At 50.9% G+C, this 24,390-nt stretch carries 24 protein-coding genes and 2 pseudogenes; 21 read left to right on the top strand and 5 right to left on the bottom strand.

From position 1 onward, the window contains the following. The first annotated feature begins 6 nt into the window (after nucleotides 1–6). Genes KXU80_RS24960 through KXU80_RS24975 form a run of 4 tightly spaced genes read left to right on the top strand, consistent with a single transcriptional unit; the run spans nucleotide 7 to nucleotide 5,090 of the window. The gene (locus KXU80_RS24960) at nucleotides 7–1,104 is read left to right on the top strand and encodes a glycosyltransferase (protein WP_219835801.1); all 1,098 of its coding nucleotides are present in this window, start codon (nucleotides 7–9) and stop codon (nucleotides 1,102–1,104) included. Nucleotides 1,105–1,143: 39 nt separating this feature from the next. Then, nucleotides 1,144–2,625 (top strand): hypothetical protein, encoded by a 1,482-nt coding sequence (locus tag KXU80_RS24965; RefSeq protein WP_219835802.1) that lies wholly within the window; start codon nucleotides 1,144–1,146, stop codon nucleotides 2,623–2,625. Further along, nucleotides 2,579–3,679 carry a glycosyltransferase gene (locus KXU80_RS24970; RefSeq protein ID WP_219835803.1) on the top strand — a complete coding sequence of 367 codons (1,101 nt, stop codon included), beginning with the start codon at nucleotides 2,579–2,581 and terminating at the stop codon, nucleotides 3,677–3,679. The genes KXU80_RS24965 and KXU80_RS24970 overlap by 47 nt, the downstream gene beginning before the upstream one ends. Next, a complete protein-coding gene (locus KXU80_RS24975; protein WP_219835804.1) occupies nucleotides 3,657–5,090 on the top strand; it encodes a right-handed parallel beta-helix repeat-containing protein in 1,434 nt (477 codons plus the stop codon). The genes KXU80_RS24970 and KXU80_RS24975 overlap by 23 nt, the downstream gene beginning before the upstream one ends. A 2-nt stretch (nucleotides 5,091–5,092) precedes the next feature. Here the strand turns inward: KXU80_RS24975 and KXU80_RS24980 are convergent, their stop codons facing one another. Then, a complete protein-coding gene (locus tag KXU80_RS24980; RefSeq protein WP_219835805.1) occupies nucleotides 5,093–6,322 on the bottom strand; it encodes a right-handed parallel beta-helix repeat-containing protein in 1,230 nt (409 codons plus the stop codon). Nucleotides 6,323–6,426: 104 nt separating this feature from the next. On the opposite strand from KXU80_RS24980, the gene KXU80_RS24985 reads away from it, so the two are divergent. Genes KXU80_RS24985 through KXU80_RS25000 form a run of 4 tightly spaced genes read left to right on the top strand, consistent with a single transcriptional unit; the run spans nucleotide 6,427 to nucleotide 10,941 of the window. After that, entirely contained in the window at nucleotides 6,427–7,452 is a 1,026-nt protein-coding gene (locus KXU80_RS24985; RefSeq protein ID WP_219835806.1) for an NAD-dependent epimerase, read from the top strand. 1 nt (nucleotide 7,453) lies between these two features. Further along, complete coding sequence (locus tag KXU80_RS24990; RefSeq protein WP_219835807.1) at nucleotides 7,454–8,674, top strand: glycosyltransferase family 4 protein; 1,221 nt, start codon at nucleotides 7,454–7,456, stop codon at nucleotides 8,672–8,674. Nucleotides 8,675–8,704: 30 nt separating this feature from the next. Continuing rightward, nucleotides 8,705–9,607 carry a UTP--glucose-1-phosphate uridylyltransferase GalU gene (gene galU / locus KXU80_RS24995; RefSeq protein WP_219835808.1) on the top strand — a complete coding sequence of 301 codons (903 nt, stop codon included), beginning with the start codon at nucleotides 8,705–8,707 and terminating at the stop codon, nucleotides 9,605–9,607. Then, nucleotides 9,604–10,941 (top strand): UDP-glucose 6-dehydrogenase TuaD, encoded by a 1,338-nt coding sequence (locus KXU80_RS25000; protein ID WP_219835809.1) that lies wholly within the window; start codon nucleotides 9,604–9,606, stop codon nucleotides 10,939–10,941. Before galU ends, KXU80_RS25000 begins: the two co-directional genes overlap by 4 nt. A 258-nt stretch (nucleotides 10,942–11,199) precedes the next feature. Here the strand turns inward: KXU80_RS25000 and KXU80_RS25005 are convergent, their stop codons facing one another. Continuing rightward, nucleotides 11,200–11,568, bottom strand: a complete 369-nt coding sequence (locus KXU80_RS25005; protein WP_219835810.1) for a helix-turn-helix domain-containing protein — start codon at nucleotides 11,566–11,568, stop codon at nucleotides 11,200–11,202. 260 nt (nucleotides 11,569–11,828) lie between these two features. Continuing rightward, nucleotides 11,829–13,502 carry an S-layer homology domain-containing protein gene (locus KXU80_RS25010; RefSeq protein ID WP_219835811.1) on the bottom strand — a complete coding sequence of 558 codons (1,674 nt, stop codon included), beginning with the start codon at nucleotides 13,500–13,502 and terminating at the stop codon, nucleotides 11,829–11,831. Nucleotides 13,503–13,820: 318 nt separating this feature from the next. Between KXU80_RS25010 and KXU80_RS25015 the strand changes: the two genes are divergently transcribed. From KXU80_RS25015 to KXU80_RS25025, 3 genes and pseudogenes are all read left to right on the top strand, one after another. Continuing rightward, nucleotides 13,821–14,150, top strand: a complete 330-nt coding sequence (locus tag KXU80_RS25015) for an LCP family glycopolymer transferase (protein ID WP_219835812.1) — start codon at nucleotides 13,821–13,823, stop codon at nucleotides 14,148–14,150. A gap of 43 nt (nucleotides 14,151–14,193) precedes the next feature. Then, nucleotides 14,194–14,634: pseudogene (locus KXU80_RS28565) on the top strand (LCP family protein). Then, entirely contained in the window at nucleotides 14,606–14,764 is a 159-nt protein-coding gene (locus tag KXU80_RS25025; RefSeq protein ID WP_219839285.1) for a hypothetical protein, read from the top strand. The pseudogene KXU80_RS28565 and the gene KXU80_RS25025 overlap by 29 nt, the downstream one beginning before the upstream one ends. 369 nt (nucleotides 14,765–15,133) lie before the next feature. Here KXU80_RS25025 and KXU80_RS25030 read toward each other — a convergent pair whose 3' ends face one another. After that, the gene (locus KXU80_RS25030; RefSeq protein WP_219835814.1) at nucleotides 15,134–16,282 is read right to left on the bottom strand and encodes a glycosyltransferase family 4 protein; all 1,149 of its coding nucleotides are present in this window, start codon (nucleotides 16,280–16,282) and stop codon (nucleotides 15,134–15,136) included. A 253-nt stretch (nucleotides 16,283–16,535) separates the two neighbouring features. Continuing rightward, nucleotides 16,536–17,198 carry a stalk domain-containing protein gene (locus tag KXU80_RS25035; protein ID WP_219835815.1) on the bottom strand — a complete coding sequence of 221 codons (663 nt, stop codon included), beginning with the start codon at nucleotides 17,196–17,198 and terminating at the stop codon, nucleotides 16,536–16,538. A gap of 1,172 nt (nucleotides 17,199–18,370) precedes the next feature. Here KXU80_RS25035 and KXU80_RS25040 point away from each other — a divergent pair. From KXU80_RS25040 to KXU80_RS25085, 10 genes and pseudogenes are all read left to right on the top strand, one after another. Continuing rightward, a pseudogene (locus KXU80_RS25040) lies at nucleotides 18,371–18,529 on the top strand (spore coat protein); the annotation flags it as partial. A gap of 23 nt (nucleotides 18,530–18,552) precedes the next feature. Continuing rightward, nucleotides 18,553–19,104, top strand: coding sequence for a dTDP-4-dehydrorhamnose 3,5-epimerase (gene rfbC / locus KXU80_RS25045; RefSeq protein ID WP_219835816.1), 552 nt, complete (start codon nucleotides 18,553–18,555; stop codon nucleotides 19,102–19,104). Between the two features lie 12 nt (nucleotides 19,105–19,116). Then, the gene (gene rfbB, locus KXU80_RS25050; RefSeq protein WP_219835817.1) at nucleotides 19,117–20,136 is read left to right on the top strand and encodes a dTDP-glucose 4,6-dehydratase; all 1,020 of its coding nucleotides are present in this window, start codon (nucleotides 19,117–19,119) and stop codon (nucleotides 20,134–20,136) included. Then, nucleotides 20,129–20,998 (top strand): dTDP-4-dehydrorhamnose reductase, encoded by an 870-nt coding sequence (gene rfbD / locus KXU80_RS25055; protein WP_219835818.1) that lies wholly within the window; start codon nucleotides 20,129–20,131, stop codon nucleotides 20,996–20,998. Before rfbB ends, rfbD begins: the two co-directional genes overlap by 8 nt. 140 nt (nucleotides 20,999–21,138) lie before the next feature. Then, nucleotides 21,139–22,086 (top strand): LCP family glycopolymer transferase, encoded by a 948-nt coding sequence (locus KXU80_RS25060; RefSeq protein WP_219835819.1) that lies wholly within the window; start codon nucleotides 21,139–21,141, stop codon nucleotides 22,084–22,086. 80 nt (nucleotides 22,087–22,166) lie between these two features. Next, nucleotides 22,167–22,667 carry a hypothetical protein gene (locus KXU80_RS25065; RefSeq protein ID WP_219835820.1) on the top strand — a complete coding sequence of 167 codons (501 nt, stop codon included), beginning with the start codon at nucleotides 22,167–22,169 and terminating at the stop codon, nucleotides 22,665–22,667. 202 nt (nucleotides 22,668–22,869) lie between these two features. Next, nucleotides 22,870–23,157, top strand: a complete 288-nt coding sequence (locus KXU80_RS25070) for a PqqD family protein (protein WP_219835821.1) — start codon at nucleotides 22,870–22,872, stop codon at nucleotides 23,155–23,157. Further along, nucleotides 23,150–23,290, top strand: a complete 141-nt coding sequence (locus tag KXU80_RS25075; protein WP_219835822.1) for a hypothetical protein — start codon at nucleotides 23,150–23,152, stop codon at nucleotides 23,288–23,290. The genes KXU80_RS25070 and KXU80_RS25075 overlap by 8 nt, the downstream gene beginning before the upstream one ends. 62 nt (nucleotides 23,291–23,352) lie before the next feature. Further along, the gene (locus KXU80_RS25080; protein WP_219835823.1) at nucleotides 23,353–23,817 is read left to right on the top strand and encodes a PilZ domain-containing protein; all 465 of its coding nucleotides are present in this window, start codon (nucleotides 23,353–23,355) and stop codon (nucleotides 23,815–23,817) included. Nucleotides 23,818–24,033: 216 nt separating this feature from the next. Continuing rightward, entirely contained in the window at nucleotides 24,034–24,300 is a 267-nt protein-coding gene (locus KXU80_RS25085; protein WP_219835824.1) for a hypothetical protein, read from the top strand. Nucleotides 24,301–24,390: the final 90 nt, after the last annotated feature.

Raw genomic sequence — 24,390 nt, forward strand, 5'->3', positions numbered from 1 at the left:
AGGGGAATGAAAAGCGTACTGTTCATTGCGCCTTCGCTTCGGGGAGGCGGTGCTGAAAGGGTCATTATCAATCTGCTAAAGCATATGAGCCGAAGCGGCGTCGAGCTTTCCTTCATCGCGCTTAAGCTGGAGGGACCCTATGTCAGTCAACTGCCGGATGACGTCGAGGCGATCGATTTGAACACGAGAAGAGTGCGACACAGCATCTTTAAATTGACCAGGGAGATAAACCGGATCCAGCCAGATGTCGTTTTGTCCACGCTCGGTCACTTAAATCTCTTGCTGCTCCTCATTCGGCCGTTCTTGCGGAAGAAGCCGAAGCTCGTTTTGCGGGAAGCGAACGCGCCAAGCTTCGCGATTCCGGCTAATTCGAAAGGGCGTTTCATGAAGTGGTTGTACAGAATTCTGTATCCGAGAGCGGATCGGATCATTGCTTTGTCTTCGGGGATGGCCGAAGATTTAATCCGCTTTTCCCGCCTTCCTGCCGGTAAAGTAACGATTATCCACAATCCGGTCGTGACGGAAGAAGTAAACAAGCGGGCGAGCCAACAAGCGGAGCACGCCTGGATCACGGATAAACAGCTACCGGTTTGCATTAGCGTCGGTCGACTCGTGGAGCAAAAAAACTACGACGTGCTCTTGCGGGCATTCGCGCTCGTGCAGCAACAGCTGCCGTGCCGTTTGATCGTGCTCGGAGAAGGCAAAGAGCGTGCAAAACTCGAAGGGCTCAGAGACCGGCTGGGATTAACGGACAAAGTCGATTTTCACGGCTTCGCATCCAATCCGTTCGCGTATGTGGCCAAAGCCGATTTATTCGTCCTGTCGTCACGATGGGAGGGTATGCCTAACGTACTGCTTGAAGCTCTGGCCGTTGGGATACAAATTGTATCAACCGATTGTATCGGCGTCGACGATGTTCTGGACGGCGGCAAATACGGCGCGATCGTTCCGGTCGGGGGCGAGGCTGAATTGGCGTCGGCTATAGCGCGCTCCTTATCCCGGCAGGACGCGGCTGCTTGCGCCGATAGGCAGAAGAGCCGGGCTGCGCATTTCAATATCGAGCGTATCTCCAACGAGTACCGGCGGTTGCTGCTCGAAGTGTAAGGAGATCGAACCGCCGAATGAGTAAGGAGATGACCGCACATGGGGTATTATTCAATCCCGATCGCGCTGCTGATCGGGGGCATCATCAGCATCGTCGAAACGTGCCGGAAGCGCAAGCACGGACCGGTCGACTTTTTGCTTGGTTTTCATATCATTTATTTTTTGTCTTTTTGTGTTTCTCCGATCTTCTTGATCTCGTTCGATATTCAGAGTTTGCCCAACTGGGCATGGCTCGGCAAATACGACTTCGACTCGGGCGTCTACTTTTGGGCGTCGCTGCTCAGTCTTGGCTGCTATTTTTGCGTGTTGTTCGGCTATGGTTTCACGCAAAAGCTGTCCTTAAAGCGCGAGTCGCGCGCAATGAAACCGGCCGCGAAACTGACGTTTAAACTTCCGGATAAGCAGTTGTTCCTGATTGCGGCGATGACCGGCGCCGTGGGCACGTTCAGCTTTCTCGTCTATACGCAGTCCATCGGCGGTTTCGGGAGTCTGTTCCAAAACGCCATCCTGCTTAGGGGGGGAGGGAACGTCTTCAACTCGCCATTTGCGTTCCTGAAGAACGTTAGTCCCTTCCTGCTCATCGCCTCGTATATGTTCTACGCGTTGATGAAACAAGGCAGAAGCGTATCGATCCGCCGCGTGGCTGCCTTGTGTTTCGCGGCTATGTTCGTCTTATCGATGATGCTGTTGTTTCATAAAGCCGGCCGGATGGGCTTGATCTCCTATCTGATTACATTCCCGGTCGCGCAAATGCTCTACAAAGGGAAGATCAAGATTCGGACAATCGTCGGCTTCGGGGCCTTTTTTATTCTCATGGTGCTGTTCGGCAAGCAGTTGTTCAACTATTTCCTCTATCCGGAGGGACTGACGCAACGCGTATCGACGGTTTCCGAGAATACGACGAACGTGTTCGCAATGGTTTTCGCGGAGTTTGCTTTCCCGATCGCATCGCTTGCGAACGTTATCTCCGTCTATCCCGAACTAGCGGGCTTCCATTGGTTCAGCGACATCGCGTACAGCTGGATGTACCTGATGCCAGACAACTTGTTTCCGATGAAGCTGCCCGAAACGATCTCGTTTATCAACACGCAACAGTTCGGCGCTTCCGGTACGGTTCCGATCGACCTGGTATCGTTCGGGTTCCTCAGCATGGGCATTGCCGGGGTCATGGTTGCCGGGACGGCCTTCGGCGCAGTGTTGGCTTTGTTCGACCGGTTGTTCAGCGACATGAAGGAAATGATCAGCATCGTATTCCGGGTTGCCTGGATCAACTTCTTCGCGTTCAGGGTGATGTACGCGGATCCTGAAATGGCGTTCTCCGCCTCATTCACGCTGATGGCGGGTACGCTGGCCATCCTTTACGGCGTTCATTCCTATCAGAAGAAAACAAACAAGGGGCGGGTGAAGTCAGATGCAAGCCGACAAAATAAAGCTGTTCAAGGTCATATCCGGACTGCATACCGGAGGGGCGGAAATGATGCTCTTCCAGACGGCAACGAGCTTAAGCCGGGAACGGTTTGAAACGGTTGTCATTTCGCTCCAGAAAGGGGGCCAACTCGCCGCGAGACTGCGGGACAACGGAATTAAAGTCATCGAGATCGGTATCGAAGGCCAGCTGTCATGGGTGAAACTATTCTCGCTTTTCCGGCTGATGAGGAAGGAAAAGCCGCACATCGTGCATGCTTATATGTTCCATGCCGATTTCTCCAGCCGCATCTTCGGAAGATTGGCTCGCGTTCCGATCATCATCTCGTCCATCCGAAACGAAAATATCGGCGGACGTTTGCGGGAACGGCTGCTTGGCGTAACCAAGCACATGGCAGATTGCGTAACGGCGGTTTGCAAAGCGGCGGGTGAGCGACAGGTCAAACAGGGGGCTGTTTCGAAACAGCAGCTGCAGATTTTGTACAATGGCGTCGAAATGGGCAGATTCGCGCCGCCGCCTTCGGAGACGCTGTCGCACCTCCGCGGAGAGCTAGGCATTCCGGCACGGCATTTCGTTTACATAACAGTGGGGAGAATGGTCGAACAGAAAAACCATCTAGGCTTGCTGGAAAGCTTCGCGAGCGTCGTGCGGGACTATCCCGACAGCACGCTCGTGATCGCAGGCGACGGCAAGCTCAGACCCCGAATCGAAGCTCGGGTCACCGAGCTGGGACTTCAAGGGCATGTCCGATGCTTGGGTGTTCGTCAAGATATACCGCAGTTGTTGCACATGTCAGACGCTTTCGTGCTTTCCTCGAATTGGGAGGGGTTTCCGAACGTGGTTCTGGAAGCGATGGCTTCCGGCAAGCCGGTCGTGGCGACACAAACAGGTGGCGTCGCCGAGCTCGTCGATGACGGGGAGACGGGGTACGTGGTAGCGCCGGACAATCCTGCGGCAATGACAGCGGGGCTGCTGAAATTGGCCGCGCTTAGTTCGCTGGACCGCAGTCAGATGGGGAACCGCGCATTGGTTACGGTCAAGGAAAGATTCACCCTGGAGCGCACGTTGGAGCAAACCGTAGAACTGTATGATTCGTTATTGAGGCGCAAAGGAGTATTGATAAACCTTGGGGAAGCGCGAACTGGATGAAAGCCCGAAACGGATGAACAGAAGAGCTTTTCTAGCTGCGACCGGCTCGCTGGTAGCCGGTTACTTGCTCGCGAACGCTACCGGCGTTAAATGGCTGAACCGAATGTTCGGTACTTCGGCCGAGGAGAGCTCGGCGCTGGCTCCCGTACCGACGGAGCCGATGGCAAGAGCCATTCCCGCCGCAGAGGTGGCCGACTGGATTAATGTCAAAAACTACGGAGCCGAGGGAGACAACAAAAAAGACGACACGAATGCGATCAAAGCCGCGATTCAAGCCGCTTCGAAACGAAAGGGGGCCGTCTATTTTCCGGAAGGCACCTATGTGGTGACACAAACATTGAAAATTTCGAGTCCGCTTTCATTGATCGGCGCGGGCATGAACGCTTCGATCATTCGTATGAAGGCCGTCAACGTCGACGGCATTCTGGTAACCGAAACGTCCGATGTCTTTATTTCCCAGCTCCAAGTTCGGGACGTCAAAAATACGAAAGGCGGAGAAAATACGGGCATCCATCTTCGCGATGCCAAGAATGCCGTCGTCGAGCATTGCCGCATTTATAATAGCGATGATTCTGGCATTCGGGTCGGATACGGTCGGAATTCGGTGTCCAAGGGCTGTAAGCTGCTCTACTGCGATGTGGAGAAGACGAATCGCGGATCTGGAATTGAAGTGATTAGGGCGGCGGATACCTTAGTCCAAGGCTGCTCGGTTAGAGATAGCTTCCAGCACGGCATCCGCTTATGCGGCGCGTCCGGCCCGGTGGTCGTTGCCAACCGAACGTATGCCAGCAAATTTTCGGAGATTTCGATTCAAGGCTTCGGTGCCAACGAGGTTGTCACTCACCCGGTTACGAACTTCATGGTCAATAATAATTACTGCCGCGGGGACGGCAAGAATTCGGGGTTGACCGTGTTTAACTCGGCGGAGAACGGGACCGTATCGGACAATGTTTTCGATAACAACCTCATTGGACTGAAAATTTACGATTCGAACGGCTATGGCAACCGGGATATCGTCTTTCTCGGCAACACCGTGACGAACAACGGTACGGGCGTCTACATTCGCGGAAGCGAGCGGAGGCTTGCGTTCCGGCAAAATACGATTTCCGATTTTCAAAAAAGCCCGGATTCGACGCAGTATGCTTACGCGTTCCAGATCGAAGGTTACGGCAAAACGCTGGATTTAACGATCGAGAACAACGACATCACGAACAAACTGGACGCAAACGGCAGGTTTCAGGTAGCGATCGGCATGACGAAGCTTGCGGACAAAGCACGCGTGTTTTTTCGAAACAATACGATGCGGCTAAGCCGCTCGCAAGATGACCGGTACTTCCTGTTCGACGGAAGCGGGACGTTCTCGAATCAAATGAACGGAACCGATACGAATACGCTACTACCTTACGAATGACGTTACGGCTTCATGATCGTGTTCGTTTCGAGCGTACCGAGCTTCGTGAAGACGACGCCATTGTGATCGTCAATGATGATCGGTCCGTCCTTTGGGGGGGTTCCGATTCCTATCGAATTGTATTTGAAGTAAATGCTGCTGTCGTCCGTCAGGTTCTTAAACCGGGCTGCCGCTTGATTCTTGGAGCCATCGGCCAGTGTGCCCGTAACGACGTTGTTTTCCATTACGATGTCCGCGATTTTCTTGTTCTTGGCGTCGACGAAAAAGCCGTATGAAGTCGGAGACGCGATCGTGTCCGTCACCATGTTCGACAGCACGTTACCGCGGAAGACCAGGTTCGAATTTCTGCCCCGGATATCGACGCCGGTCTCGCAGTTGATGATCCGGTTGTCAGTGAACTGGGTATCGGAGTTGCCGTTATCGTCGGGGTCGTAGACGTAAATGCCGCGAATGTTGTTCTGGATCAGGTTGCCGTTCACCAAGCAGTCGCGCACCGAGTTGAATACGGTAATGCCGTTCGCTTGGCCGCCGCCGGCGCATTGGTTGCCCTGCACGACGCAGTCTTCCGTCAGCTTGGTGACATTGCCTTTGCCGTCGCTGAAGCTTTGCAGCGAAATATCGCTGAAGCCGTTGTTGGAGAGGATGTTGCCGATCGCCGTGGCGCGTAAGGCACCGTCGAGCCGGATGCCGTGCTGGAAGCTGTTGTTGACGCGATTGCCCATAATGATCGTGTCGTCGGCTTTGATGATTTCGATGCCTGAACCGCCCGTTGTATTCTCGATGTCGTTGAACAACACTCTGCAGGAGGTGCTAACGCCTTTATCGTTATAGCCTACTCGAATGCTCGTGTCGTCCGAGTTCTGAAAGCGGCAGTGTTCGATCGTCGCGTTGGTCGCATTGCTCAGAATGATGGCATGGCTCTCGGCGTCGCCGGGATTGACGATGTCGCGCACCTGCAGCGAGGTAACGGTTACATTCGCGGCATTCGTGATCTTGATCCCGTCTTTCGCTTGCGCCTTCATGCTGATGACGGTCGCGATTTTTCCGTCGCCCATCAGCGTTAGCGGGTTGTTGATGCGAATAGAATCGGTAATCGCGTACGTACCTGCCGGCATGTATACGACGGCGTTCGTGCCGTTGTCGATGGCTTTTTGGATGGCTTTGATGTCATCCGTGACGCCATCGCCGACAGCGCCGTAATCTTTGACATTGACCCAAGAAACAGTGCTCATGCTTATGACCTCCAGTAATAATAGAGTAATAGTCTTACTTGATACAATATGTAAACAACCAAGTATTGGTATGGATAGATATACATTTGGAGCGGAGGGGAAATATGAAAGTCATCGTTACCGGCGCTGCCGGATTTATCGGATTCCATGTCTCCAAGCGGCTGCTTGACGAAGGGCATGAGGTGGTAGGCTTCGATAATCTGAATGCCTATTATGACGTAAAGCTGAAGTTAGCAAGACTTTCAATGCTAGAAACGTACGAGAAATTCCGTTTCGTTGAAGGCCAGCTTGAAGATGCCGTGGCCGTATTAAAACTCTTTAGGTTCGAAGAGTTCGAACGGGTGATTCATTTGGCGGCACAAGCCGGCGTCCGCTACAGTTTGGAGAATCCGCATGCTTACGTGCAGTCGAATCTCGCGGGATTCACTTCCGTACTCGAAGGCTGCCGCCAAACGGAAGTGCCCCACTTGCTCTATGCTTCCTCAAGCTCGGTGTACGGGGCGAATGTGAAGATGCCGTTCTCGGAATCCGACGCCGTCGACCATCCCGTCAGTCTCTACGCGGCAACGAAGAAAGCGAATGAATTGATGGCTCATACTTACAGCCATCTGTATAACTTGCCGACGACGGGACTGCGGTTCTTTACCGTTTACGGCCCTTGGGGACGGCCGGATATGGCGTATTACTCGTTCACGGAGAAGATAGTTCGCGGCGAACCGATCAAATTGTTTAACCATGGACGCATGCGCCGCGACTTTACGTATATAGACGACATCGTGGAAGGCATCGTCAGGCTGATGGACCAGCCAGCATCGCCGGATGACTCGTGGCGTCCGGAATTTCCTAACTCTTCGAGCAGCTACGCCCCGTACAAGGTTTACAATATCGGCAACAACCAGCCAGTCGAGTTGCTCCGTTTCGTCGAAACGCTAGAGAACTTGCTGGGCGTGGACGCGATGAAAGAGCTGCTTCCGATGCAGGACGGCGACGTCGTTGAAACGTTCGCCGATACGAGGGCGATCGAGCAGGCCGTGGGGTTCAAGCCCGTTACATCCATTGAGGAGGGGCTCGGGAGATTCATCTCGTGGTATCGGACGTATAATGCTGATTTAGTTCTGGGAGGGGTATGATATGAAAGTAGGGCATGTTTGCACAACCGCGCTCAGTCATAAGATCATGGTTGATAAGTTGGCGTTGATGCAGGCAATGGGTTATAACATTCATCTCATATCCGACAAGGAAGGCTATAATCCCGAACTGCTGAAAGGCAAGAACCTGGAGGTTCGCTTCCTGCACATGAAACGGGAAATCGCTCCGATCGCCGATCTGCTCTCCATAATCCGGTACGCGATGCTGTTCAGGCGGGAGCGTTACGACATCATACATACCCATAACGCAAAGGCCGGCGTCGTCGGGCGCATTGCGGGATGGCTCAGCCGGACGCCAGTGGTCGTCCATACGACGCACGGCCTTCCGTTCTTCGAGGGGCAGAGCGCCAAGAAAAACAAGCTGTACAGATGGATGGAACGCGTGGGAGCGCTGTTTTGCCATGCGATCGCTTCGCAAAATTTCGAGGACATCGATAAAGTGAAGGCGATCGCCAGACGAAAAAATGTGTATTACGAAGGAAACGGCGTGGACCTGGAAGCGCTGGACCAACATCGCCAAACGATCACGCTATCTCGTCTTCAAGCGCTGCGAGACCAATGGGGAATCAAGCCGTCCGTTCCGGTCATGCTAGTGGGGGCACGATTCGAGAAGGTCAAGAACCACGATTTGCTTCTTGACGGGCTGCATCGCTTGAAGCAGGCTGGCGAATCGTTCGTGTGCCTGCTTGCCGGCAGGGGCGAGTTGGAGCAGAGCGTCAGAGAAAAAATAAAGGCTTACAGCTTGGAAGAACAGGTCATCATTATCGGTCATCAATTGGACATTTATGCTTATATCGAGCTTTGCGACATCGTGGTGCTGACCTCTGAGAAGGAAGGCATTCCGCGAATTCTGATGGAAGCGATGGCCTACGGCAAACCGGTCGTGGCGACGGACGTGCTCGGAACGCGCGAGCTGGTCAAGCACGAGGTGACGGGGCTGTTGACGCCTTATCCGGACGGGGGCACAATTGCTCAGTCCCTGCAGCGCCTTCTTCGCGATGAATTTCTACGACATCGGTTCGGGCGCGAAGGACGTTACGTCATCGAGCGTTCGTTTACGGAAGAATTGGTCGTTCGCCGTATTCATTCCTACTACAGGGAACTTATGACGGTTGGACGGAAGCCGATTTTGACGAAAATGCCGGGATTGGGGCTGCATGCCGACAATCGCCAGGTCGAAAGCATTGGGCAGAACGAGCAATGATTGCGCAATCAAGAAGGGGAGGCTCTTAACATGAAAGTCAAAAAAGCGATTATACCGGCAGCCGGGCTAGGGACACGATTTTTACCCGCTACGAAAGCCCAACCCAAGGAAATGCTTCCAATTGTCGATAAGCCTACCATTCAGTACATCATTGAGGAAGCAGCCGCCTCGGGCATAGAAGACATCATAATCGTAAGCGGCCGCGGCAAGAGAGCGATAGAAGATCACTTCGATAAATCCAGCGAGCTTGAAGAAACCCTTGCGGCAAAGCATAAGCATGCCGAGCTTGATACAATTCGTCGCATTAGTCAGCTCGCACATATCCATTACGTCCGTCAAGGCGAAACGAAGGGACTTGGCCATGCGATCTGGTGCGCGCGTAAATTCATTGGCAACGAACCGTTCGCCGTCCTGCTCGGCGACGATATCGTCCAATCGGAAGTTCCTTGCCTCAAACAGTTGATTCAAATTTATAACCATTTCGATTCTTCGGTCGTAGGCGTGCAGTCGGTACCGGACGAGGATTTGCCGAAGTACGGCGTCATTGATCCTAACGGTTTGGAGATTGCCCCTAACGTCATCCGCGTCGCGAATTTAATCGAGAAGCCGAATAAGCAATCGGCTCCTTCCAATTACGCCATTATGGGTAGATACGTGCTCCGGCCCGAAATCTTCGATATCTTGGGAGAGTTGGAGCCCTCGACCGGCGGCGAGATCCAATTGACCGACGGCATCCAGAAGATAAACGAGCGCCAACAGGTTCTCGCGTATAATTTCCAGGGGAAGCGTTACGATGTGGGCGACAAGCTCGGCTTTATTAAAGCCACCATCGATTTCGCCCTTCAACGCAACGAGCTTCGCCAAGACGTTTTAGATTACTTATGCGGGAAGTACGAGACCGAAATGAGTATCCAAGGGGGCAGGCATCAATGAATAAGGTAGCGGTAATTGGAACTGGTTACGTTGGACTTGTATCGGGCACTTGCTTTGCCGAAATCGGCAATGAAGTCGTCTGCTGCGACATCGATCCAATCAAGATCGAAAAGCTGAACAAAGGTATCATTCCGATTTATGAGCCCGGCCTTGGCGAGCTCATTGCTTCGAACCGGGAAGCAAACCGCCTTGTCTTCACGACCGATATTAACGGTGCCATTCAAGCCTCCGACATCGTTTTCATCGCGGTCGGCACGCCGATGTCGTCCACAGGAGAGGCCGACCTGACATACGTAAAAGCAGTTGCCCAAACGATTGGGCAAAACCTGAACAACTATAAAGTCGTCGTAACCAAGAGTACGGTTCCGGTCGGAACAGGCCGCATGATCGCGGAGATTATCGAAGGCAACCGTCCGGATCCATCGATCGCATTCGACGTCGTTTCGAATCCCGAGTTTCTGCGCGAAGGAACGGCGATTGCGGATTGCATGAATATGGAACGCGCGATCATTGGCTCGACTTCGCAAAAAGCCAGCGACATCATCGCGGAATTGCACAAACCGTTCAATACGACCGTGTTCCAAACGGATCTGGAAAGCGCCGAAATGATCAAATACGCGGCGAACGCCTTCTTGGCCACGAAAATTTCGTTTATCAACGAAATCGCGAATCTTTGCGAACGATTGGGAGCGGATGTTTCGCAGGTGTCCATCGGTGTAGGGCTCGACAGTCGGATCGGTTCCAAATTCCTACAAGCGGGCATCGGCTACGGGGGTTCTTGCTTTCCGAAGGACACGGAGGCACTGCGTTATCTGGCGTCCGCTTGCAATTACGATTTTCGCATCATCAATTCCGTCATCGGGGTCAATAATAGCCAGCGTCTCGTGATCATGGACAAATTACAAGCGGCATTGAAGGATCTGGAAGGGAAGAATATCGCGGTTCTGGGGCTCAGCTTCAAGCCCGCGACGGATGATTTGCGGTATGCGCCGTCGCTCGATCTCATTCCGCTGCTTATCGGAAACGGAGCATCCGTAAGGGCTTACGACCCGGTTTCGATGCTGGAAGCCAGCCGGCATTTGCCGGAGCAGGTAGAGTTCGGCACGGACCTTTACGATACGGTCAAGCATGCGGATGCCTGCGTCATTTTGACCGATTGGGATGAGATCAAGCAAATGGATTTCAAGCGCGTCCATCAGCTTCTCGGCCAACCGATCATCGTGGATGGTAGAAACTGTTTCACGAACGAAACGATGCAGCAGAACGGCTTCAATTATTTCAGCATCGGCCGTGCGCCCGTGCTGATAAGGCAGCAGGAAGTCGCGTATTCGTAAATTTCATAAGCGAAAAAACGACATACGCATCGGAACCGTACGGCTCTTGATGCGCATGTTAATGGACGGTCAGGACTATTCCTGACCGTCCTATTTTTATTTAATATGTTTATTTGATCATTTTGCGTATACAAACGGAGGCCTTGATTAAGCTTAATGCTGCGTTGAATACGATGGAAAGAGAATGCTTGCGTCCGATGAGGAGGCAGGTCAAGAGCGCGATGGCTTGCAAAATGTTCAAATAACCATATTAGCTCTTTAATTCATCAAGCGTTCCGCCCGGACGAAGGCAATGAATCGGCGGGCTTCCTCAGGCGTCAGCTTCCGGCCGTCGATCATCAAATCGAACTTGTTCAGCAACTCGTCGTCCGCCAGCTCCAGCTGATCGACAAACTCGCGTTCTGGCGTGCTCAGCTTGTTGTCCTGCACGGCCGTTCTGCCGACCAGATAATCCACGGAGACGTTAAACAAATCGGCGAATTTGGATAGCGTGTCGGTATCGGGCTCCCTGCGGTTTTTCTCGTAATGAGATAAAGCTGCTCTGGAAATGCCGAGCATGACGGCGGTTTGTTCTTGCGTCCATCCTCGTCTATCTCTCAAATTAGCTATGCGGTTGCCTATGTTCATACTACTCCTCCTAACCAGATCTATCAACATATTAATACGAAACGCTTACAAATGCATTCAAAGTTACAAAACGTATCGAATATAACCATTATTTACCGAAATACCGTATTGCATTCAAAAAATGAGGCGTTTCTATCGTATTTCTCTTAATTCTCATCCATAATCGCCCTAAAGTTAAGAACATGCAAAAGATCGCCCTAATCTTGCCTGTGCGCAAGATTGGAGCGATCTTCTTGAACGTGAATAAGATCACATATCTCTTACTCCTCAATCAATGCTGCGAAGACTAGAAAGCGATGGAGCATCACAGCTGCCTCGGCGCGAGTCGCGCTGCCTTTCGGATTGAACGTGCCGTTCACGTTGCCCTTTAGTATACCGGCAAGCAGCACCTGACACGTGGCATTTTCCGCTATTTTCGGAATGGAAGCGCGATCGCTGAACCGGTTCAACATAGCGGCTTCTTTACCGGTGATGTCGAGCGATTTTTCTGTGAGACCGAACGCGTTTGCAATAATGGTGACCATTTGCAATCTTGTTATCGGCGCATTCGGTTTAAACGTACTATCTTCGAAACCTTTGATTAATCCCGCCCGCACAGCAGTGCCGATAGCATCCGAATACCAATTATCGGCTGTAACGTCCGAGAACGAGGCGTCGGTTGGGCCGGGTGATAGCCCTAGGGCTCGAACGAGCATCACGACGAATTCGGCCCGCGTAATTTCCGCGTTAGGCTCAAATTTATCGATCGACACTCCCTTGAGCAGCAGCTTCGATGCAAGAAGCTCGATATCCGTTTTTGCCCAATGTTGTTCGAGATCCGCAAAACTCTTTTTGGATGCCACGACGGCATAGATACTGTTGCCTGCGCGTTTCATTTGAAATCTTATTTGGTCTTGGCCGTCTTTCCGGAAACCGGGTACAAAGACGAAAGCACCGGTTTTGGGATCATAAACGGTGGTAGAAGCGCTGCCGTTGAGCGGCGCGTTAACGACGATTGATTTGGTCACATAAGTAGTGCCGAAATCGTTGAAAGGAGCGGATTTGTCTAAATCTTCTACCGTGATTTCGAATTCATAAGCATCGCCAAGCAAGGAAATTCCTTGAGCTTCTGCTTTCTGCAACAGTTCTTCCTTTATGGCGCCGTTGACTTTCTTAATGGTAATCGTAATGTAGGTTGACTTCAGATCCATCCCGAGGTCGCCGACGATTTTCGCGATATCGAGCGAACCGAGAGGCAAATCGTAGCCCGATGTGTTCGTTACGATGGAGATAACTGCGTTGTGGTTTGTGTTGGCAGCAAGAACGTCGGCCGGAAGGCGAACCCGAACGATGTCGTCGTCACCTTCGAAGGGGAGGACGACCGTTTGGGCGGAATCACTATTCCCGGCAAGCAAACTGAATGCCTGAGTCAGCTTTTCTTTGTCGAGCGTTAGGGTCGCGACTTTGTTTCCTCCCGCGTCAGTGGAATTATGAAGCAAATAGGCTTCCTCGCCCAGTGTTACCCCGCTGTCGGTTCTATCAACGCCTTCCGAATTGAAATTCGACGCAGACGGTGACGAAGTTGGGGTAGATGAAACCTGCGGAGTAGTCACTTCCAAATTGTTTGAGAACAGATTTTGGCATGTGTCGCATCTGCCCCGTAGCTCGAACTGATAAGTCGTCGCAGCATCAAGTCCTTGGACCGTTGCTTTGGCGGCGGTAGCGTCCAGATTAATCGTTTGCTCAGAGCCGCCCGCTTTTTTGTAGTGCAGCGTGACCGTCACGGCATTGGGATTCGGCGTCCATTCAAGGTTGACGGAGTGCGAGGTCAAACTGGATGCTTCGTACCTCAAGTCGGAGACGTACGCGTCTTCTTTGGCCGCGGCAAGACCGGTCGAGGCGAACGGAAGGATGAAAATGAAAGCGAGCAAGAACAGGATCAAGTTTTTTTTCACGGGTGTGTACACCTTTCTGGATAAAGTATGTTGCTATGACGGACCGGGCTTTGCCGGCATTCACCCTCCTTCGGCAATCTCGTCCGAGTTAAAGGCTTTCGATGCAGTGATAGTCATAACTCATATTTAGTATAATATTAGATACAAAATGTATCAACATTTTTTTTGAGTTATCTCAAATAAATCCTTTAAATTTCAGGTTTTAGCGTATTGACGACAAAATGATAGCTTGAAAATCCATGGTGGTTACGTGATATGGTGAAACAAATAGTATCATTCCTCAATCAACAGTCTTTCATTCGGTAAGGGGAATGACTCTTGAAACCAAGAACCAAGTTGAAAAAGATTTTGCTAGGGGTGGGGGCTTTTTTCATACTTGCATATTTGATTGCAGGTGGATTCATTTGGTATAAGTATCATTCCGTTAAGCAAACGGCTACTACGATGTTCGAGCCAATCATCCGTCCGGTTTATGCAAGCACCTATCCTGAAGTAAAGCTCAAGTCAGCGCCGGTGAAACTGTCAGATAAAGAGCCGTTCACCGTGCCGCTGGTAGGGATAGACCATCGCGCGAATGACCATGGCCGATCCGACACCATGATCGTGCTTTCTGTTAATCCAGCCAAAAAAACGATTTTGATGTTTTAACGTTCCGTGGGACTCAAGAACGGAAATTGTCGGGCATGCCACGGTGGACAAGATCAATCATGCGTATGCTTTCGGAAATATCGAGATGGCAACTCAGACCGTGGAGCAATTCTTGGATTATTAATTACAGTATTAGTGTATTTATGGAATAATTTTGTAAAATTATCCATACGCTTGGAAGCGTTGAGGGCGACAACCTGACTGTGTTTGAATTTCGGGGCATGCATTAAAGAAAGCGCATTTGAAAATGAGCGGTTCTGAAGTGCTTCAATTCTCGAGCATTCGGCATGAGGATCCGCGGGGGGATTTGGGAAGGAACGCGAGACAGCCGGAAATCGTTATAAGGATTATCCATCATTCGTTGAATATTTCGAATATTGCCCGTATGCAGATACTTCTAGGCGAGGTCGGAGACAGCGTCAGAACAAATATGAGTTTCAGCGAGATGAAAAGCTTTGTCAGCAAATACAGACGGATTTGGTAAGATTTATTTCGTCGAGATAAAAGGCAAAGGCCAAACCATCTACGGCGTCTTGTATTACATCGTGGACGATTCCGAGCGACAGCGGATTCAAAGCTTTATCAAGGAGCATCAACAACCGTTGAAGCCTTAATGCGAATAGCTTTGTCTGTTAGTTTACGCTGCATAAAAAGAAAACCTTCGTTCGCGTCTGGACTGTGACCCGAAAAATGGACACTTACAAAAGTGACCTAATTCGGGTCATTTTGCAGAGATTTAACGTTCTGCATGTTTCAGAGCGTTCCTTTACTTATGTACAAGCGTTTAAGTTAGTTGCATAAGGGTATCAGGCTGGGATAACACCTGCAGAAAACTTGCGAAAGCCATTCCTGCAAGGGCATAAAACCCTGTCTAATCATCTTGAATTCTACAACCTTGACTAGTCGACATCAATGGACATTAAAAGAGATGACTCCTAATTAGAACAGGAGCCATCTTATTCTAAATTCTTTCTTTTACGTGGTTACAAATGGGGTAAGTTATTTCGATCGCGACTGTCGGTTCGAAGCAGCAAGCGCTGCAGGAAACTGATGAGCGGCCGACGGGACTTATCGACAATTCCAATAAGCTCGGCGCCAATTTGAAGGAAGAATGCGACCACCAGAATGAAGCCGAATGAAATCCAGTTCGCTGCTTCCGACTGTACGATCGTTGACTGTAGAATCGCGCATATCCCGAAGAATGACGCAATCGCATAAATGATCAGCACCGTTCGGCGGTGGCTAAAGCCAAGCTCACGCAGACAGTGGTGGAGATGGCCCTTATCCGGAGCAAAGATTGGTTTCTTGTGGATCCAACGGCGGACGATCGCGAAGAACGTATCCGAGAGCGGGACTCCGATAATCAAGAGTGGCGTAACGAACGAAACCATTGTGACTTGTTTAAAGCCGAGCATTGACAGGGTAGCCAGTCCGAATCCTAAGAACAACGACCCCGTATCGCCCATGAATATCTTGGCCGGATGGAAGTTGTATACCAGAAAGCCGATAACGCCGCCCAGAAGCAACAAACTCAGCAAAATAACCGGTGCGAAGCCCATCACGGCAGCCATAACCAATATCGTGCCGATCGCAATTGCCGATACGCCTGCAGCCAAACCGTCCAAGCCGTCGATTAGGTTGATTGCATTGGTTACACCGACGATCCATAAGATTGTAATCGGAATACTGAGCCACGAAGCGACCGGATGGATGGCGTCGCCGAACGGGATGTTCAGCAGTTCGATTTTGACGCCGAAGCCGAATACGACGACGCATGCGGCGACGATCTGACCGAGCAGTTTGAACTTAGCCGACAATTCGAAGCGGTCATCCAACACGCCGATTAATACGATCATAGAACCGCCTGTAAGCATGGCGTTGATTAGGTTTTTATCGTAGCTTCGAAATAGACCTTCCGGAATAAACGGCTGCATGGCGGAATAAGCGCCGATAAATGCACCATATATACCCAAACCGCCAAGACGCGGCATGATTTTCGTATGAACTTTCCGGTGATTCGGCTTATCGATCGCGCCGACTTTGTAGGCAAGCTTGATAACCAGCGGGGTAAGCGTCAGCGCAAGGCATAACGAAATCATGAATGCAACTGTGTAGAGAACGACGTGACTCATTTCCAACTCCTTTCCATTACTATCTTCAGATACAAGCTGCAAGTTGGTTTGTTAATCTCCATCGCTTTCATTCAAGGTATAGCCACCCTTCTCATTATGTACCTGTGTAAAATTGATCGGAGCTGCAGCTTGCGAATGATACAATTCGTATCAATAATACCATAATCAACCTATTAGTCAATTGGTTATTTGGGGTGGCAAGCAACTGATTAAGGAGAGCAAACCAATTCGATTTAAACGATAATCTTCCTTGTTAGCGAAGCACGATCGTCATTTCTTTGTTATCTGCTATTTTGTTGTAATTTGGATCATTCACATATTTCGTCAGCAGACGAAAGCTTGTAATATCGTCAAACTTACTCGTTACCGGGAACACGATTTTGCCTTTCTTAACTACTTTCCCATTGAATTGGTCGCTAATCCGTTGCTTAGAATAAAGCGTATCTTCAGTTTGCTCTTTTGTGTTCAATACGAGTTGGGATTCGTCTACGTACCAAATCAACTTATCGTCCGAAGTATTTTCTACGGTAACATCGAGGATAATGGCAGCAATAGTTTCGGGCGACAACGAAAATTCTTTGTATGCCGGGTCGAATGTAACTTTGGAAACATTAAGTTTCATCGGGCCGTTATCCAAACTAGCATCCACTTTGAATGATTGCAGATTTTGCAAGGTCCCTGCACTTGAAAGAGTAACAGTTCGGGACGAAGCGTCATACTTAACATCCACGTCTAGAAGCGTCGCAGCGGCGCGAATGGGGATATATGTCGTACCGTTGATTAATTTGGTTTCTACGCTCGAGAGTTTTCCGTTGACGATCAACTTGATAGAGGCGGATGCCGCATACGCTCCGACCCCTATTGAAAACCCAAGGATTGATGTCAGGATTCCAGCCACGATTATCTTATTCTTCACATAAATCCGCTCCCCGAATATTTTTACTTTCTTTTTAATCTTACCCACTAGCGTTGAGTTAAATTTTCGAGAGACGAGCAGCCATTAGAGGTAACTCAGTACATTTGGTGGTTTTATGTATTTATGTTCACGGATGTAAAAACAACGACTGACCGTTCGCGCTTATGAGGATGCTTGCAGTCTACGTCCTGTAGAAGTTCTGCTTGGTTTTCGTTTCATCCGTGCGAGCCACTGCGCATACGGTTGCCAGAGCAACTAGTGCAGCCAACGTGAATTCTCAAGTATGCTATGTTCGACCTTTGTATCCATCTTGACGAGCACATCATGCAAAAGGCAATGAGTGCAATCCAGATTTGGTTGAGCACTGCTCCCTCACTCGTGCCGTAGAAACCGTTTTTATCCGAAGATGCTACTTCATCCATTTGCAGAAGGTCTCAATTGCCCAGCGGTTTCGGTACATTTCATCGTTTTCATCGCCTATCAGATCAAATCGATAGGTTATTAGAAAGAGTAGGTTGCCTTCCGAATCGTTTGAATCATGCGAAGTACATTGGTCGAGGTCGGCTCGGCAAAGCGGCTCGCCCAATGAAAGACGATCGCGTTTGCGAAGCCGATCTCGAATGTGTATGAGATGTCCGTGAAACAGTCGTCTCAATCGCCATACGGTGATTTCGATATCCATCAGACTTGCTTTGCGGCTTTTGTGGACGGGAAGTTGAGGCTGCTTTGGTCAATACCAAGCAGAATCGACACTAATGTGACATTTTGTATACATTCCACTTGACACGTTACAATTTGTATCATAAATTGGATGTAAAGTCAAATTATGATTGTGTAGACCTATACAGCGCCAAAAATTTTCATGCACTTTTCTGTTGAGTTCGGTAAGACGTTGGCAGTAAACCGAGAGAATTCGTAGAATGATGCAAAAAGCACTACTTACTTCCATTAATTTGTTGGGATGAAGTACTATGACCGCGCCAAGTATCGCAATATATTGGGCGTATCAACAACAATACCGAGGAACTGAAGGGATTCTAGACGGAAGGTATGGTGCTGCTTTCGCAGGTGATGAACGTGGCGATAGACTCATAATTATCCTATCCTCCTTATAAAATGATGAAGCAATATATAAATTTGATCTTGAGCGCTATAGGGTGGCGAAGCTCGGCAATAACGCCTACATTGTAAAGGGCGAACTAACATACGATATTCTGTCCGGATGGTGGACGGACGCAGGGACGCACGAGTCGAGGGAGCTGGCGAATGAGCTGGTCCGCCATAAGCCGTTCGATCTGACGTTCGGCAGAATCGCCGCAGCCGCGAAATAGACGGAAGCAAAGGAGCGCATAACGTGAAACTCACAACAACGAAGCTGGACGGCGTATGGATCGTGGAGACGGACGTCTTCGGGGACCATCGGGGATTTTTTACGGAGAGCTACAATAAGCAGAAATTTGAAGAGGCCGGCATTGCGTGCGAATTTATCCAAGACAATCACTCCTATTCGGCGGAAGCGGGTACGCTGCGGGGCTTGCATTACCAGCTGGCGCCGTATGCGCAGACGAAGCTGATCCGGGCGACGGCTGGCGCTATCTACGATGTCGCGGTCGATATTCGTCAGGGCTCGCCCACGTACGGGGAATGGGTTGGCGTCGTCTTAAGCGAGAGCAACAAGCGCCAGCTGCTCGTGCCTAAGGGCTTCGCCCACGGTTTCTGTACGTTGACGCCGCATGTGCAGGTCATGTACAAAGTCGACCAGCTCTATTCCAAGGCGCATGACCGTGGCATTCTCTGGTCCGACCCGGACCTTGGCATCGACTGGCCGAGCAGTCAAGTCGTGCTATCGGATAAGGATAAGGTTCACCCGCCCCTGCGCGAAGCGGACAACAATTTCAACCTATAGGAGAAGATAGAGATGAAACTACTGGTGACCGGCGGTGCCGGCTTTATTGGAAGCAATTTTATCCGGTATATGATTGAACGCTATCCGGACTATTTAATTGTCAATATGGATGCATTGACGTATGCCGGTAATTTGGAGAACTTGGTCTCCATTGAGGGCTGCCCGAATTATGAGTTCGTGCGGGGAGATATCTGCGACGCGCAGCTCGTTCGCCATACGATCGAGGGATTCGGTATCGATACGATCGTTAATTTTGCCGCGGAATCCCATGTGGACCGCAGCATCACGGATCCGGATATTTTCATCAAGACCAATGTGCTGGGCACGCAGGTGCTGCTAGGCGCGGCAAGGGAGCTCGGCATCGCGAAGTACGTGCAGATCTCGACGGATGAAGTGTACGGCTCGCTGGGCGACACCGGGTATTTCACCGAGGAGACGCCGCTTGCGCCGAATAGTCCGTATTCCGCCAGCAAGGCGGCAGGTGACCTGCTTGTACGCGCCTACCACGAGACGTACGGGATGAACGTGAACATTACGCGCTGCTCGAACAATTACGGTCCGTATCATTTTCCAGAGAAGCTGATTCCGCTTATGGTGACGAACGCGCTGGAAGGCAAGCAGCTTCCCGTCTACGGCGACGGCAAGAACGTTCGTGACTGGCTCCATGTCATGGATCACGCCTCGGCGGTCGATCTCGTGCTGCACGAGGGGAAAGCGGGAGAGGTCTACAATATCGGCGGGCATAACGAGCGCCGCAACATCGATATCGTGCAGACGATACTCGCGCTGCTCGGCAAATCGGAGGAGCTGATTCAATACGTGGAAGACCGCAAGGGGCATGACCGCCGTTATGCGATCGATCCTTCCAAAATCGCCTCCGAGCTCGGCTGGCGTCCGGTCTATACGTTCGAATCCGGCATTCAAGAGACGGTAGCGTGGTATCAGAATAATGAAGCATGGTGGCAGCGCATCAAGAACGGCGAGTACCTGGACTACTACACTCAACAGTACAGCGAGAAACGCTATGGATAAGCGCACGATCGTCGTAACCGGTGCACAGGGCCAGCTCGGCCATGATATGGTCGAGCTGCTGCAGGCGCTTGGATTTGAGGTATTCGGCTTGGGCCGGCAGGAGCTCGATATTACGGATCTGGAGCGATGCGCCGCCGTCTTGACCGCGATCAATCCAGAGGCTATCGTGCATACGGCGGCGTATACCCAAGTGGATGCGGCAGAGACCGACAGCGAGGAAGCCTTCCGGGTCAATGCATTCGGGACGCGCAATCTCGCCATTGTGGCGGAGCGCCTCGGAGCGAAGCTGGTGTACGTTAGCACGGATTATGTATTCGGCGGGCAGGGCACGCTGCCGTATGCCGAGGATCAAGCGACGCAGCCCATTAACGTCTACGGCAGCTCGAAGCTGGCTGGTGAGACTTATGTGCAGGAGCATTGCTCCCGGTTCTTCATCGCGCGGACCTCTTGGGTGTACGGCATGCACGGGAACAATTTCGTGAAGACGATGCTAAAGCTGGCGCAAGAACGTCCTGTGCTCAGCGTCGTGAGCGACCAGATCGGCTGCCCGACGTATTCGCGGGATCTTGCGGCCTGCATTGCGGAAATGCTCGATACGGAGAAGTACGGGATCTACCACGTATCGAACGCGGGCAGCTGCTCCTGGTATGAATTTGCGCAAGCGATCTTCGAATCGGCGGGGGTCTCCGTCCAAGTGGTCCCGGTCACGACGGAGCAATTCCCGCGTCCAGCCAAACGCCCGGCGTACTCGGTGTTCACTCATCGCGCTCTGGCGCGAAACGGATTTGAGCCGATGCGCCACTGGCGCTTAGCTTTGGATGTATTCATGCTGGAAATGGCTGCCGTGAAGGAAAGGTCTTAACCGTAATTCATAGGGACGAAACGGCCTAATTTTCTCAACCGACAGGGTGACGATGATGCAGTTGATCACAAGTATGGAACTGCATTCAACACTGCGGAAGTCGCACGCAGCAAAAGTAAACCGATAAGGAGTCCTGCACCATGAAGCGTTCATTGAAGCGCACGTTGATCTGGACCGCGTCCGCTGTGGTCGTCCTGCTGCTGGCAGGCGGCTCGTATGTCTGGTACCTATACCATTCGGCGGAGCAGACCGCAGCCAAAATGTACGAGGAGATCGCACCCAGCAAGCCGGTCTACGTCAGTAAGGACCCCGGCATCGCCAAGCAGCTAGAGCCTGTCCAAATGAGCAAGCTAGACTCTTTCACAGTATTGGTTCTTGGCGTTGACGAGCGGCAGAACGACCGTGGACGTTCTGATACAATGATCGTCCTGACGGTAAATCCGGCCAAGCGTTCGATGCTGATGTTCAACATTCCCCGGGATTCGAGAACGGAGATCATCGGTCATGGTACCGTGGACAAAATCAATCACGCATACGCCTTCGGCGGTGTTCAGATGTCCCTGCAGACGGTTGAGAATTTCATCGATTACCCGATCGACTATTTCGTCAAGGTTAACATGGAGGGCTTCGCACACCTCATCGACATGGTGGGCGGTGTTGAAGTGGATAATCCATTCGCGTTCGATTACGAAGGCGATCATTTCGACAAAGGGCATCTGCAGCTGGATGGGACACAGGCGTTAAAGTATTCCCGCATGCGCTACGACGATCCGCGAGGCGATTTTGGCCGTAATACGAGGCAAAGGGACATTCTTCAGGAAATCATGAAGAACGCGCTGAGTATGTCTTCCGTAACGCATGTGCAGGCGATGCTGAGCGAGCTAGGCGACAGCGTCAAGACGAATATCACCTTCTCGGAGATGAAGACCTTCGCGAAGGATTATCGGCAGAGCATCGATAAAGTGGACACGGTCGAAATCCAGGGAAAAGGGCAAACAATCAACAAAGTCTGGTATTACATAGTCAACGATCAGGAACGTCTGCGTATCCATAATCAGATGAAGGCGCATCTAGACAAGGGAAACTAAGTCATCCCTTCGCGTGAACGGCATAAATCACTTCCCCAATTCATAAAGTGAAGTAGCTTTTATGGACAAGGGGGATTGAGATGGGAAGAGGCAGAAGCAACCGGAACGGAGCGGCGCTCAAGCTGCTGCTTGCCGTATTTGCGGTGCTAGTCATTTGGATGACGTGGAACAACTTGGAAGGGAAGATCGGCCGAAGCGACGCGGAGCAAGCGCTTGAAGCCGTTGAAAAATTCTATCACTATGAGCAGACCGGCGACTTCGGGAGCTCTTGGGAACTGTTTCACCCCGTGATGCAGCAGCGCTTCGACAAGGCGGCGTATATTCAGAAGCGCGCCCATATCCTCCTGCAGGATTTTGGCGTGACGACATTCCAATTACATGTGAGTGCGGCTAAACGACTGACAGATTGGCGAATGAGCGCGGAAGCGCAGCCAATTCCGACCGTGTACGAAGTGGAAGTAACGCAAACCTTCCAAAGTCCCTATGGCAATTTCAGCCTCCAGCAACCCTGCTTCGCCGCGCTGGCGGACGGGCATTGGAAACTTCTCTGGTCATATGAAACAGAAAACGAGCACGTGTGACGAAGTGTATACTTCTTGCTTTATATGATACAAATTGTATCATAAATTAAAAGAAAGTTAGATGCTAGGAGAATGGCTCGTCTTTGAACAAGACAATGACCGAATAGTTCAAGATGCTTGCACGCTGCTTGGCGATTATCAAGGAAGTGCCAGTTAACCAACTCTATTTTCAAAGAATTAATATGTTCAGGGAGATGATATCATGAAGCCACTAGTCGATGAGTATCTGAAATTGATGCGCTGTAACACCAATATCGAGACCACGGAGCTTGACGGAGAATGGATACTCATGAATGTCGAGACGCATGCCGTCACGAAGCTGAATGAGATAGGCGGTTTGATCTGGTCAAATGTCGACGAGTGCAGGACGGTCGAAGCGCTGGCGGTGCGCATTGCGAACGAAGGCGATGCGCCGCTTCACGCGGTGCTTGCGGATGTTGATCGGGTTGTCGGTGAGATGCTGGTAAAGGGACTGTTGACGCTTGGATGATATGCTCTGCATACTGACGGACGTGCGGATAAGCGATGCAAACGCATCGGATCTGCAGTCCCGCCGGTATGTGATTGCGAATGTCAGCGGGATGGATGCAGCAAGCAGGCGCTGGTGGAAGCAGGTCTATTAAATAAGAAAAAAATTTTAGACGATGTGCTACAAATTGTAACAACGAATAGGAGGAAGCTGACGATGAATATCAAGTCCCATTCGAGTGCGGTCAAGAGACAGCAGGTCCGCATCAGACTTCGCGGAATCGTGCTCGCTTCAATCACGATTGACAGCGTCGCGGATCGTGCTGTGCAGACCGGAGGCATGCCTGTCCTCGTTGACAATTTAAGCATGAACGGCTTGGAGTTCATGACGCATCTGCGGCTTCCGGTCAGCAGGGATTATCAGATTCGCATCTCGCTGAAGATGAACGAGTGGGAGTTCTCTCTGCTGGCTAATGTTGCGTGGCGCAGGGTGCAGGAAAACATGTACGCATACGGCTGCTCGTTCATACCGGATGTTCAGATGAAGCAGGCGCTTGCCGCCGCGCTTGAGCATCAGCTGACCTATATGAATCCGAAGTACCGCCGAATTCATGAATTGTATGTCCGTATGTCCAGGGAAACGGCCAACGCGGCCGCCAATCGGCTCGATTACAAGGGCTGAGTTTTTCCATTCACCGCAAGCGCGAAGTGTTATCAACTTTTGTAAACGCTTACAGATATCGAAATAGATGAAGTCCTATTCTATCGACAAAACTCTGCGCCGATCCTATTGACAATTAGCGAATAATGTCATAATCTAGAATTGTTGATACGTAATGTAACATAAATAAATATATTGATACATATAGTATATTCAAATGGGTCAAGGGAGGTTGTAATGATGTCGAATGCGAATCAATTTTGCTGTGTGGATTGCGGTAAATTACTGGTTAGGGACGAAGCTGAGCTGGTGTTTCGTACAGGTTTTTTCCGCGTGATCTACCCTCTGGGATACTGTAAAGCATGCAGCGCGTTCCCTAAGCAGGGGCGTCAAGAATTACTAGCGAACGAACCGTCTCATCGTTCGGCTGCCGTCAAGCCGTCCTTCGAGGCTGCATTACTGGAGCCGGTTTATGCCGAGAACAGGTTTCTGATCTTCAGTTAATCTTCATAAAGCGTTAACTGCCTTCTAACTTCCAATGGCTTCCTTTCTTCTGTATACTGGCTATGTATGCATAAAAGGAACAAAAGGACT

Source organism: Paenibacillus sp. R14(2021) (genome assembly GCF_019431355.1).
In the GTDB taxonomy this organism is placed as follows: domain Bacteria; phylum Bacillota; class Bacilli; order Paenibacillales; family Paenibacillaceae; genus Paenibacillus_Z.